This is a genomic window from Rhodococcus sp. 27YEA15 (genome assembly GCF_049739425.1).
Classification (GTDB): Bacteria; Actinomycetota; Actinomycetes; order Mycobacteriales; family Mycobacteriaceae; genus Rhodococcus_F.
This window is the reverse complement of the sequence record NZ_JBMHHW010000001.1, coordinates 3,958,554-3,971,553: the sequence shown is the minus strand read 5'-3', so window position 1 is coordinate 3,971,553 and position 13,000 is coordinate 3,958,554. Positions and strand designations below refer to the sequence as shown.

Annotated in this window: 6 protein-coding genes and 1 pseudogene; 3 read left to right on the top strand and 4 right to left on the bottom strand. The window is 63.6% G+C overall.

The window, feature by feature from the left end; genetic code table 11:
* Positions 1-38: 38 nt before the first annotated feature.
* Complete coding sequence (locus ABH922_RS18465; RefSeq protein ID WP_424808294.1) at positions 39-1,814, top strand: Hsp70 family protein; 1,776 nt, start codon at positions 39-41, stop codon at positions 1,812-1,814.
* Between the two features lie 36 nt (positions 1,815-1,850).
* Here ABH922_RS18465 and ABH922_RS18460 read toward each other — a convergent pair whose 3' ends face one another.
* The gene (locus tag ABH922_RS18460) at positions 1,851-3,116 is read right to left on the bottom strand and encodes a YibE/F family protein (RefSeq protein ID WP_424808293.1); all 1,266 of its coding nucleotides are present in this window, start codon (positions 3,114-3,116) and stop codon (positions 1,851-1,853) included.
* A gap of 430 nt (positions 3,117-3,546) precedes the next feature.
* Positions 3,547-4,801 (bottom strand): annotated as a pseudogene (locus ABH922_RS18455) (pyridoxal phosphate-dependent aminotransferase).
* A 76-nt stretch (positions 4,802-4,877) separates the two neighbouring features.
* Here ABH922_RS18455 and ABH922_RS18450 point away from each other — a divergent pair.
* Complete coding sequence (locus ABH922_RS18450; protein WP_424808292.1) at positions 4,878-6,815, top strand: prolyl oligopeptidase family serine peptidase; 1,938 nt, start codon at positions 4,878-4,880, stop codon at positions 6,813-6,815.
* A gap of 113 nt (positions 6,816-6,928) precedes the next feature.
* Here ABH922_RS18450 and ABH922_RS18445 read toward each other — a convergent pair whose 3' ends face one another.
* On the bottom strand, positions 6,929-10,198 hold the full coding sequence (locus ABH922_RS18445) for a (Fe-S)-binding protein (RefSeq protein ID WP_424808291.1): 3,270 nt from the start codon (positions 10,196-10,198) through the stop codon (positions 6,929-6,931).
* A 359-nt stretch (positions 10,199-10,557) separates the two neighbouring features.
* Between ABH922_RS18445 and ABH922_RS18440 the strand changes: the two genes are divergently transcribed.
* Positions 10,558-11,208, top strand: coding sequence for an ammonium transporter (locus ABH922_RS18440; RefSeq protein WP_424808290.1), 651 nt, complete (start codon positions 10,558-10,560; stop codon positions 11,206-11,208).
* 316 nt (positions 11,209-11,524) lie between these two features.
* On the opposite strand, the gene ABH922_RS18435 is transcribed toward ABH922_RS18440, so the two are convergent.
* Positions 11,525-12,835 (bottom strand): S1 family peptidase, encoded by a 1,311-nt coding sequence (locus ABH922_RS18435; protein WP_424808289.1) that lies wholly within the window; start codon positions 12,833-12,835, stop codon positions 11,525-11,527.
* Positions 12,836-13,000 lie beyond the last annotated feature (165 nt).

Genomic DNA, 13,000 nt, shown 5'->3' with positions numbered 1-13,000 from the left:
TCTACTGCGGAACCGTCAGCAGTTGACGAAGGTGGGACATGAATTTGGTGCTGGGCGTGACGGTGGGGGCGAGCGCTGTGCGCTTGGCACGTCCGGGTACCCCCGACCACAGTGGTCTGGTATTCAGGTCGAGATCGATCCAGCGTGGCATCGAGATCCCTGAGGACGTAGCGGCGGAAGCGACTCGAGACGCGCTCGCCGAGGACTCCGATCCGGACAAGGTCACCGTCATCGCCTATCGCGATCAAACTCAAGCGGGCGCACTGCAGACCGCACTCGAACGTCAACCGGTCGAAGGCTTCGAGCTGATCCCCGAAGTCGCCGCGTCTCTTCGCATGCTCGAGGAACCGGGCACTCTCACCGACCAGAACACTCTGGTCATTGTCGACATCGGCAGCTCCGGATCCACGATCAGCGTCGTCGACCGGTACAGCGGAACGACGATCGTCACGGCGCGCTCGAGCCAGGTCAGTGGCGATCACTTCGACGAACTTGTCTATTCCGATCAAACCGTACGACGCCGTATCGTGGCGCCGCCGAATCCGGAAGGCATCGAAGAACTGTACTCGCGAAGCCGGCTTGCCAAAGAGCAACTGTCGACTCGCAGTGCCGTCTGCCTTCCCGGACCTGGTGGCCTGCTGTTGCTTTCACGCGAGGTGTTCGATTCTCTGGTCCTCGCATCGGTGGAAGCTCTGGCCGGCGAGGCGCGAGAAGTGGTTGCGACGTCCGGGCGGCAACCCGACGCCGTCGTGCTCATCGGTGGTGGAGCGCGGATTCCGCTCGTCCGCTCCGTGCTTGCCTCCAGTCTCGGATGCACGATCATCGTGCCGGAACAGCCGGAATTGGTAGCTGCCCAGGGGGCTGCATTGATCGCCGAGTCCTCGCTGTCGCCCTCGCTCAGGCCGAGCGTTTCGGTCCCCGCGCCCGTTGCGTCCGTAGCGCCGGTGTTCGCGCCGTATCCCATCCATGCGCCCGCAGCAGTACCGGTGCCGGTAGCCTCCTTCAGTCACGGCGGAGTTGCGACCATCACCGGACCCGAGCGATCGGACCGCTCGGTGTCTGTCCCGGCCGCTCCTGGCCCCCCGGCATCTCCACCCCAGCACGGCATCGCAGAGACCGGGTACGGCGCGCACGACCCCGAAGAGACCGGGTACGACGCGCACGACCCCGAAGAGACCGGGTACGACGCGCCGTTCGGGGGATACACCCGGGTGGAGGCCCGGTCGCCGGTAGGACATGCAGCCGAACAACACAACTCGATATCGGAACTCGACGTCGCGAACTCCGATGCCGACACCGAGGCCATCTACACCGGAGTGACGGCTCCGAATTTCATGGTCGATGCGCCTGCGTACTCGGCGGTGCATCAGGCTGAACTCGGCGTTGTGCCGACTCCACCACCGTGGGCGGTGCCCTCGAACTCCGATTCCGGGCCTCGTGACCGACGAAAACTCAAGCGGCTGGCCGTGATTGGTCTCGGTGGGCTCGCAGCGGCAACGGTAGTGGGAGTGGGTTGGGGCCTGGCAGGCAACCTCTTCGAAGGCTCTGACTCCGACACTCGTGTGACATCAGAGGTGAGCACGCCCTCGGCGTCCACGACTGTGCCGACAACAACTCTGCCGCCGCCACCACCGCCGGTGGAGCCGCCACCGGTAGTGGAGGCACCACCGCCGGTGGAGACGTACGTTCCGCCGCCGCCACCGGCGGCTCCGGCACCGCCGCCACCGCCACCGCCACCGCCACCACCGGCGCTGTACATCCCAGGGCTGCCACCGATACCGCTGCCGGTATTTCCGCCGATCCCCGGACTCTGACCGGACTTCGCACCGTTTGTCGGTGCTTCTCGTCCGTCAGTGTTTGGAGTGCCTGCCTCTGGACGGTGCAATCGGCGGGCGCGCGGCACCTCCCGGCGGTCTGGCGAGTAGTACCGCAATCCCGGTGGTCAACGGGACTGCCAATGCCAACGCAATTCCTCCGACGGCCGAGCGGACTATCTCGATCGCCACCGCATCACCGACCAACACGTCCCCCAGCGGCCTTCCACTCACACTGAAGAGGAGGAGCAGTGGGAGCGCTCCACCGGCATATGCGAGGACCAGCGTGTAGACGGTGCTCGCGATGTGATCGCGTCCGACACGCATGGCACCACTGAAAACCTGGCGGCGCGTAGCGGTCTTGTCGAGCTCTGCCAGTTCGAAGGCCGACGATGCCTGAGTGATGGTGACGTCGTTGAGCACGCCAAGGGATCCGATGATGAAGCCGGCGAGCAGAAGCGCAGTGATATCCACGTGTTGGATGTACGTCTGTACATTCGTGTTCTGCTCTTCCGAGAGGCCGGTGAGATGCGTCAGACGGATGGACAGATACGACAGGGCTGCCGCCAAGACCATGGCGGCCAGCGTTCCCAGTAGAGCTGAACTGGTTCGAAGCGAGACCCCGTGCGCCAGATAGAGAACCGCATACAGGATCACCGCTCCGGAAACGAGCGCAACGGGGATTGCGGGCTTGCCGTCCAACAGCGCCGGAAGAAGGAAGCCGACGACCACCCCGAAAGCGATGACAAGTCCGAGTAGCGCACGCAATCCCCGCCATCGCGCAACCACCACGATCACCAACGCGAATGCTGCCGCGATCAGTAACAGGGGGAGTCCTCGGGAGTAGTCCTCGAACGAGTACTGGGTGGTGCCGGACGGATCCGTTTGGCGGACGAGGCGGACGTGTTCACCGACGCGGAGATCGGGCTGACCCACTCCCGGAATGACTTCGAGAAGAGTGCGAGTACCGGCATTCGGGCCCGATTCGATGTCGACGATGCTGCGCTGACACTGGTATGCGGCCGTGTCCGGCGGCAATGGATTTCCGGCGAAGACCCGGCCGGCGGAGGTGCTTCCACAGTTGCCGATGTCCTGGCTCGTGACGGTGCCTGCTTCGGTGACGACCGAGCCACCGTCCGCGTTTTGGAAGGGCAGCGGAATTGCGGTGGTATGCCGATCGGGCCACAGTGCGACTGCGGCTGCGACGACGATGACGCCGATGACGACCAGCACGCTGACGACTATGCGAGCGGCAATCGGGCCGATGTGGATCGGACCGTCGTGGCCATGACCGTGACTCACCGAGAACGCTTTGCCTGATGTGGTGTTTGCACCGGCGCAATGATATCTGTTGCGAAGCAAATACTCAGCTTCGGGAAGTTTGTCGAGCTGGGTGGCGGGGAACAGGGGGGGTTGTCCCCGCCACCAACCTGGTATCCACAGGGGGGGGAGGGATACCAGGTGCTCGTGGCACCGAAGTGCTGAGAACCAATGTACCCAATCACGAGCGAATTTGGTGCATTGTCCAACTACTGATTTAGCCATCGGTATGCAGACCGGTTGGACGGTTTCAGCATCGAGGCAGGTCACTTATTAGTTGAAGTATTAAGCAAACCGAGTGGTTTGCGGAAATTGTGACCAAGGTCGCACAAAGGTCCCGAGCCGAGTGGGGCGCGGGACCTTTGTCGTTAATCGGAACGGGCCGGAAATGTCACAATCCGGCGGCTGGGATTTACTGTTTGTAACTGGTGAGGAAATTGCCGAACCGCTCGATGGCGACTGCGAGATCACGAGCCCACGGGAGTGTGACGATACGCAGATGATCGTGGTCGGGCCAATTGAAACCGGTGCCCTGAACCATCAGGATCTTCTCCTGGAGCAGAAGATCCTGAACCAGTTTCTCGTCGTCGTGGATTTCGTACACGTTCGGGTCCAGGCGGGGGAATGCGTAGAGCGCGCCACGCGGCTTCACGCAGGACACGCCCGGAATCATGTTCAGGCGCTCCCAGGCAACGTCGCGCTGCTCGAGCAGTCGACCGCCGGGCAGGATCAGATCCTCGATACTCTGATGGCCGCCGAGAGCTACTTGAATCGCATGCTGACCTGGGACGTTGGGGCACAACCGCGTCGACGCCAGGAGGGCGAGGCCCTCCAGGAAGCCGGAAGCATGATCCTTGGGGCCGGTGATCGCGACCCAGCCAGAGCGATACCCGGCAACCCGATAGGCCTTGGACAGCCCGTTGAAGGTCAAGCAGAGCAGATCGGGTGCCAGGGTCGCCAGCGAAATGTGCTTGGCGTCGTCGTAGAGGATCTTGTCGTAGATCTCGTCCGCGAGAAGCAGGAGTTGGTGTTTGCGGGCCAGGTCGACCAGCTGTTGGAGGACTTCCATCGAGTAGACGGCGCCGGTGGGGTTGTTCGGATTGATGACCAGCAGTGCCTTGGTCTTGTCGGTGATCTTCGATTCGATATCGGCGATATCGGGATTCCAGCCGTTTTCCTCATCGCACAGATAATGCACGGGAGTACCGCCGGACAGGCTGGTCATCGCTGTCCACAGCGGGTAGTCGGGGGCCGGAATCAGCACCTCGTCGCCATTGTTGAGCAACGCCTGCATCGTCATGGTGATGAGTTCGGAGACGCCGTTGCCGAGGTAGATGTCGTCGACGTCGAGTTCCGGGAAACCGGGAACGAGCTCGTAGCGGGTGACGATCGCCCGCCGCCGCCGGAAGAATGCCCTTTGATTCGGAGTATCCCTGCGCGTACGGCAGCGCGGCGATCATGTCTCTCATGATCACGTCCGGGGCGTCGAATCCGAACGGTGCCGGGTTGCCGATGTTGAGTTTGAGGATCCGGTGCCCTTCCGCCTCCAGCCGGGCGGCATGTGCGTGCACCGGTCCGCGGATTTCGTACAGGACGTTCTGGAGCTTCGAGGACTGCTCCAGTTCGCGCTGCTTCTGACGATGGCGGACGGGTTCTGGTGTGCTCACGGGTTACATGATTCCACTCGAATGCAAGTGGTTTGCCGGTGACCGCGAACGGAGCGGCGTTGACTATCCTCGAGCGATGACTCCGAGTGACGTAATCGCAGCCCCGTACGGATCGTGGATTTCGCCGATCGGAGCAGCAGACCTGGCAGCAAGCGGCCATCCGGTCGAGGGTGGCGCTTACGTGGGTGACGACATCTGGTGGGCCGAACTGCGACCGACGGAAGGGGGACGAACCTCCATCCGCAGGTCAGGGCTCGATCGTCAACCCGTCGACGTTCTGCCCGCACCGTGGAACGCGCGCACCCGTGTGCACGAGTACGGAGGCGGCTCGTGGACGGTCTCCGGTGCCGGGCGGTTGATCTTCAGCGAATTCTCCGACCAGCGGCTGTATCTCCTCGAAGGCGCCACCCCACGTGCGCTCACTCCCGAGCCGCCGCGGCCGGCGTCGATACGATACGGCGACCTGCAGATCGTCGGCGACGAGGTGTGGGCGGTTCGTGAATCGCACGCCGAGGACGGGACGATTACCCGCGACATCTGTGCGGTGCCGCTGGACGGCTCCGGTTCCATTCGGTCCATTGTGGGCGGTTCAGACTTTTTGTCCAGTCCGAGACCATCGCCTGACGGGACCAAAGTCGCGTGGATAGCCTGGAATCATCCTCAGATGCCGTGGGATGGTACCGAACTTCGCGTAGCTCAACTGAAAGACGGTGTGGCGCAAGATTACACGTCGTTGATCGGCGGAGTCGACGAATCGGTTCTCCAGCCGCAGTGGATCGACAACGAGGAGCTGTACGCCATCAGCGATCGCAGCGGCTGGTGGAACATCTATCGTGTCGGCGACAAGATCACCCCGATTCACACCGCCGAAGCGGATTTCGGCGGCCCGCCGTGGCGACTCGGTGCTCGCTGGTACGTTCAACTCGACGATGGGCAACTGCTCAGCACACGAACCGTCGGCACCGATACCCTCGCCTTGCTCGACCCCACGTCGGGTGAACTCCGCGACATCGAGACCCCCGGAATCACCAGCATCGGTATCGGGCAGGCCCGAGGTGGCAAGGTGCTACTCGTCTCCGGTGGCGCGAAACTGGCCGGCGGGCTTCGCGAACTGAATCTCGGCACCGGCGAACTCGCCGAAGTTCGTCTCTCGGTGGAGGCGCTGCCCGAATCCGCCTATCTCCCCGAGGCACGCGCGGTGACTGCGCACGGGCACGGGCGCGAGGTGCACTCCGTCGCGTATGCGCCGCGCAATCCGCGCTACCGCGGCCTCGACGGTGAACTCCCGCCGTACGTCGCGTTCGTTCACGGCGGACCCACCTCTCACGTTGCCCCGGCTCTGAATCTGGTCTACGCCTACTTCACCAGCCGCGGAATCGGCGTCGTGGACGTCAATTACGGCGGCTCGACCGGGTACGGTCGCGAATATCGCAACAGGCTCCGCGGTCAGTGGGGCGTCGTCGACGTCCAAGATGTGGTCACTGCGGTGACCGGTCTGGCGGAGCAGGGGTTCGCGGACCCCGATCGGCTCGCAATCGAGGGCGGGTCGGCCGGTGGCTGGACGGTGCTGGCGGCCTTGACGACCTCTGACGTATTTGCCTGTGGAGCTTCCTATTTCGGTGTGGCAGAACTGGAAGGATTTGTGAAGGAGACACACGACTTCGAGTCGAGGTATATCGACGGGTTGATCGGTCCCCTACCGGAATCCGCCGATCTGTACGCCGAACGAGCGCCACTGAACAATGTCGACGGACTGAACTGCCCCGTCCTGCTGCTCCAAGGCCTCGACGATCCGATCGTGCCGCCGTCGCAGGCCGAGAGATTTCAGGCAGCCATGGTTGCCAAGGGGATTCCGCATGCGTACCTCGCGTACGAGGGCGAATCGCACGGCTTCCGTAAGCAATCCACGATCATCAGCTCGCGTAACGCCGAACTGTCCTTCTACGGCCAGGTCTTGGGATTCACACCGCCCGCAATACCCACGCTCGAACTCTGGCGTCCCGAAGAAGCGTAAGGCGCGGTCGCTGCGGCTCACCGACTGTCGGCGCGTGCAGGGTGAGCCGCGCAACCTGCCGCGAAGACGAATGCCCTCACCGTGTCGGTGAGGGCATTCGTATCGTGGAGCTGTTACTTCTTGCGGCCGGGAGCTTTTGCGCCCGCTTTGAAGCCGAGCCCGCCAGGCTTCGCTGCCGGGGGAGCCGGAGCTTCGGCTGCTGCCGCCTTGGGGGCTTGCGCCGGAGCAGCCGCTTCTGTTTCCGGCTCAGCTGTCGGCGCGGGGATGGCCGCGACCGGCTCAGCTGCGGGTGTCGCCGCAGTGGCTGCGGAAGGCGCCGCCTTGCGTGCACCGGGAGCCTTTGCTCCGGACTTGAATCCGAGCCCACCGGCCTTCGGCGTCGGCGGCGCCTTGGGTGCTTCAGCCTTGGGCGCGTCGACCGTGGGTGCCTCGACTGCCGGAGTCGGTGCCTCTGCAGCCGGTTCTGCCGCGGCCGATGCGGGTGCCGGAGTTGCCTTGGCGCCTGGTGCTTTCGCGCCGCCCTTCATCTGCAAGCCCTTGCCGCCTGGTGCTTTCGCGCCGCTTGCGAGGCCGAGTCCCTTCGGCTTGACGGACGGCGCAGTGGTCTCCGCTGATGCTTCTGCTGATGCTTCTGCCGGTGCCGGAGTTGCCTTGGCGCCCGGCGCCTTGGCGGCCCCCTTCATCTGCAAGCCCTTGCCGCCTGGTGCTTTCGCGCCGCCTGCCAGGCCGAGTCCCTTGGGCTTGGCTGCGGGCGTCGGTGTCTCGGCAGCCGCAGCTTCGGCGGCAACCGGTGCCGCAGCTTTCTTCGCACCCGGCGCCTTTGCTCCGCCTGCCATACCGAGGCCCTTGCCGCCCGGTGCCTTTGCTCCGCCTGCCATACCGAGCCCCTTGGCCGGGGCCTTTGCAGCCGGAGCATCCGCTGCCGGTGCTTTCGCGCCCGGTGCTTTGGCGCCGCCTGCCATGCCGAGGCCCTTGCCGCCTGGTGCTTTCGCGCCGGGGGCTTTGGCGAGTCCCTTCATGGCCAGGCCCTTACCTGCCGGGGCCTCTGCTGCCGGGGCAGGAGTGGCCGGAGCCTCGTCGACTACTTCCTCGACGATCTGCGCGACCTCCGCCGCGACGGGTGCCTTTTCCCGCGGGATCACCTTGATGTTCTCGGTGAGCTGGGCGGGATCGAGGCGGGTGACGGACTCGAGCATCATCTGCGCGACGTCCACGACCTCGACGCCTTCACCCTGGCCCGATTCCTGACGTGCAGTGACACCGTCGGTGAGCATGACCCGGCAGAACGGGCAACCGGTGGCGATCTTCTTCGGATTGGTCGAGAGCGCTTCGTCGACACGATCGACGTTGATGCGCTTGCCGATGTTCTCTTCCATCCACATCCGGGCGCCACCGGCACCACAGCACATGGAGCGTTCACCGTGACGCGGCATTTCCTTGAGCGTGGCGCCCGAGGCCTCCATCAGCTCACGTGGCGCGTCGTACACCTTGTTGTGCCGGCCCAGGAAGCACGGATCGTGGTACGTGACGTCTTCGGAGACCGACGCGACCGGGATCAGTTTCTTCTGCCGGACCAGACGGTTGAGCAGCTGGGTGTGGTGCACGACCTCGTAGTCGCCGCCCACTTCCGGGTATTCGTTACCGAGGGCGTTGAAGCAGTGCGCACACGTGACGACGATCTTGCGCTTGCGCTGCTCGATGCCCTCGAACACGGAGTTGAGCATCTCGATGTTCTGCATCGCCAACTGCTGGAACAAGAACTCGTTGCCCGCGCGGCGAGCGGAATCGCCGGTGCAGGTTTCGTCGGCACCGAGCACCATGAACTTGACCCCGGCGGTGGCGAGGAGTTCGGCGACGGCCTTGGTGGTCTTCTTCGCGCGGTCTTCGTAGGCGCCGGCGCAGCCGACCCAGAACAAGTACTCGTAGTCCTCGAAGGTATCGGCGTCCTGCCCGAAGACCGGGATCTCGAAGTCCATTTCGTTGATCCAGTTGAGGCGGTCCTTGGAGTTCTGACCCCAGGGGTTGCCCTTGTTCTCGAGGTTCTTGAACAACCCGGCCAGCTCGGACGGGAAGTCGGATTCGATCAACACCTGATAGCGGCGCATGTCGATGATGTGATCGACATGCTCGATGTCGACGGGGCACTGCTCGACGCAGGCACCGCAGTTGGTGCAACTCCACAGGGTTTCGGCGTCGATGACCGGTGCCTGCTCTCCGGCGGCGACCAGTTCGGCGGTCTCCCCGACCAGCTTACGATCGGCTTCCAGCCGTGCCGCCTCGGGAATGGCTGCGAGGGCGGCTTCCTTGACATTGCCGTCGGCGTCGACGAGACCGATCTCGTCACCGCCCATGTCCTTGCGCCCGCCGGCGAGCAGATACGGGGCTTTGGCGTAGCCGTGATCACGCAGCGACATGATCAGCAGTTTCGGCGAGAGCGGCTTGCCGGTGTTCCAGGCCGGGCACTGGGACTGGCAGCGTCCGCACTCGGTGCAGGTGGTGAAGTCGAGCCAACCCTTCCAGGAGAAGTCCTCGATGTTTCCGGCACCGAACGTGTCGGTGTCGGGGTCGGCTTCTTCCATCACGATGGGCTTGCCCTTGCTCATCATGGGCTTGGCGGCGCCCAACGCGACACCGCCGTCGTCTTCACGTTTGAAGTAGATGTTGAAGAACGCCGAAAACCGGTGCCACGCCACACCCCACGTGATGTTGCGACCCACGATTGCGAGCCAGATCATGCCGGTCATCAGCTTCACGAACGCGAAGACCGAGATCATGACCGGGCTTTCCGGGAGCAGTCGGGCGACCTGCATGGTGAAGAAGTCGGTCCACGGGTTGGAGTGGTGATAGGTCGCGATCTTTCCGGCCTTCACCATGATCATGCCGAGGCCCTCGAGGAGCACGATGAATTCGATGACGTACGCGGCCTTGAAGTTGGATCCGCCGAAACGCGACAGGCGTGCAGGTAGGCGAGGGTGATTGAGTTGACGGATCACGATCAAGGTGGTGATACCGATGACGGTGCCGAGTCCGAGGATCTCGTCCCACAGATGCCAGGCCCAGGTGTCACCGAAGATCGGCCAGTGGAATTCCGGATTGAACGTCTGGCCGTAGGCCTCGAACCAGAGCAGGAATCCGCCGAGGAAGCCGACCATGACCAGCCAGTGGGCCCAGCCGACAGTGCGGAACTTGTTCATCCGCGTGTGCGCGATGAACTCGATGATCATCTGCTTGAAGCGGGGAATGAACGGGCGCCATCGATCGGGTGCTGATTGGCCGATGCGCACGGTGTTGAACATCCTCAATGCACCGGAGAGGAAGATGTACCAACACACCAAGCTCAGCAGTGCACCAATCGTGCCCAACGTGATCGTCAGGGCATTCATGTCGCGGCCTTTCGTTCAGGGCGACGCGTCGGCCACCTCGGGACAGCCCACTGATACTAACCTGCGCTATGTTACCCGCCAGTAACAGTCGGAGCCAAGCTCGAGTACCGACTGGTAACCGATTGTGGCCTGGCAGGATGATCGATCCGCAGCGCGACGGGCTGGGCCACGAGCGGACATATCTGATCGACACGTTAGGCGGTAGTCGATGCCACCCATTACGTCAGGCAGCCCTAACCTTGCTCGTGAATACGCGTACACGCGCAGTGGCCTGCTACCGTAACGCCGACATGTATCAGGGGAATCGGGTGGGCCGGGCGGTATTTCGGTTGTCACTCGATCCCGGGGGAGGATGGAAAATGTTCGTTCGTAGAGCCGCGGCTATCGCCGCGTTGACTGTCGCAGCCACAGGAATTGCATCCGGAGTTTCCTACGCGGAACCGGAGACCTCACCGAACGTGTCCTACACGGCGGGGATCGTCGACAACGCGGTGGTCACGACTATCGACGCCGGCGCGTTCCGTCTTTCCGGCGACGGTTCGAGGGTCGATCTGCAGAACGGAGAGGGCGCGACGCTGGTCAGCCTCCCGCTGGTCTTCAATCTGGGTAACATCCAGTTCCCCTTCGACCGAACCATCAGCGAAGACGGTCGAACGCTGACACTGACCCCGAATCTGGACCCGGCGAGGTCGGAACCCAAGCCCGTCGCGGACGAGTTGGCGCCGCCGGCTACGGACGAGGAGAAGAAGGCGGCGATGGACATGTTCCAGTCGCAGCTCGGTCTGGCCACCCAGATCGGCAGTCTCACCGGAACGATCATCGGCGCCGTGATCGGATGCGTCGTCGGACTGCCAGGGCTCATTGTCGGATGCCTGCCGGGAATGGCAACCGGTGCGAGCATCGGCGGCATAGCCGGAACCATTCTGGCCGGTGGCGGAACCGCTGTCGTCGCGGGATTCGACCTGATGCGTGTACTCAACAGCGGAAACGGGAGCACGTTGTTCCAGTAGATCGTCCACAGCCGAGCGACCGCGAGCGCCGCACCCGACAAACGGGTGCGGCGCTCGTCGTCGCTCGGGACACGGACTTTCACCCGGAGACGGCGTCCGTATCGGCGATCGGCGTTGTCGAGTTTGTCGGTCGAACCGGTAGATCTCGGAGCCTGCGAGGTAAGTCGCCGACATCGAGGTGGAGGGTCGGAAATACTGCGTGGTCGCCGTCGCCCCTCGGGCGGACGACGACCACGGCTAGGAGTACTTTGTTGCCGTCCCGACGGTAGGCGCGGTCAGCTGACCCGAGAACTCCGCAGTATCGGATGTGCAGGGATCAGTAGTTGCGAACCTTCAAGCCCGGATTCTCGGCAAGGATGTCGTTGATCGGCGTTGCGTACTGAACCGGAGCGCTCTGGCCCAGAGCGGTCTGAGCCTGGACGAGTGCGCACACGGGAGCGGTCGCGACGGTGGACGCGCTCGTGATTCCCAACGCGAGAGTGCCCGTGACGATGGGTCCGCCGCTGTCGCCTTGCAGAACGCAGATATCGGTGGTGAAGCTGTTCGTCATCGTCCGGTCCCCGACTTTTTCCACGCGATTCACCCCGGTGACCACACCACAACTGAATCCCGAGGTCGATCCCGACTTGCAGACGGGGGCACCGACAACGGGATCGGCTGTTCCGGTGACATTGACGGACCGATTGAACGGGACTCGAACGCTGTTGTTCTCGAATCGGTATTTCGCATCGTCGTCGATGTTGATGATCGAGTAGTCGTGGCCGTCGAAGCTGCTCTTGGCGAAATAACCGACGCGAGGGCCAGGCTGATCGTTGATCAGCGGAAAGACCGAGCTGGCGTTCGACGTGCCGGCACCGGCCCGGTTGGGATCGCAATGGCCGGCGCTGATGTTGACGACACGCCCGGCCCCGTCGGTTCCGTTGAAACCGAACGAGCATCGCAAACCGTTGTTTCCCGAGGCCGCTCCGAAGGCGTCGCCACCCAGTAGGGCGTCGCCGGTCATGGAACCGGTGGCAGGCAACAGATCGGCCACAATCGGCGGAACGGTGAGCGGCGCCGCAGTATGGACGACGGTCGATCTCAGAAAATCGGGGAGCTGCAATCCCGCAGTGGAATCTGCGGTAAGTGCCACACCGTTCCCGACGACGTCCACGGCGATGCCCCGCACGAGGTCGGTGACCGCAGGCGGTTGTGAATCCAGCCAGGTGTTCAGAGCGGACACTTGGCTTTGCAGTGCCGTTTCGCTCAGTGCGACATCTCGAACGCTGAAGCCTGCCTCGCCTGCCGCCGAACGTGCAGCATCCGAATCGCGCCCGTGTGCGAGGGCGACGATGCCCCGGCCCAGATCGTCGAGCCAGACGCCCGCGAAAGAATCGGGGAACTGGACACGAGCGATCGAGGCGAACTCGGCCAATTTCTGTCCGAGTTCGGAGCGGTCGAGGTACTCCTCGGGCGAGAGGGCCAAGTCGTGCCGAAGCGCCTCGGCGAGCTCGACCGGCAAGTGTGCGGCCTGGTCCGATACGCCGGAGTCGGCAGGTTCTGCGTTTGCCAGCGAGATTGCCGGAACGAGGAGCAGCAGCGCGGTCGAACCCAGCACTGCGGCGCGGCGTGCGATGGAGCTTCGCATGAGGGCCTTTCCTAACGTGGTTGACCGCGTACCACCCCCCTGGGAGCACACGGATGTACTCCGCGGGGCACGCGGGTCATCACAGTCGCCCATGACTATATGGGGTGGCCGGAGCTATTCACACCTGTATGGACGTGACGCGCGTCGAGGCGTCACGAATATCAC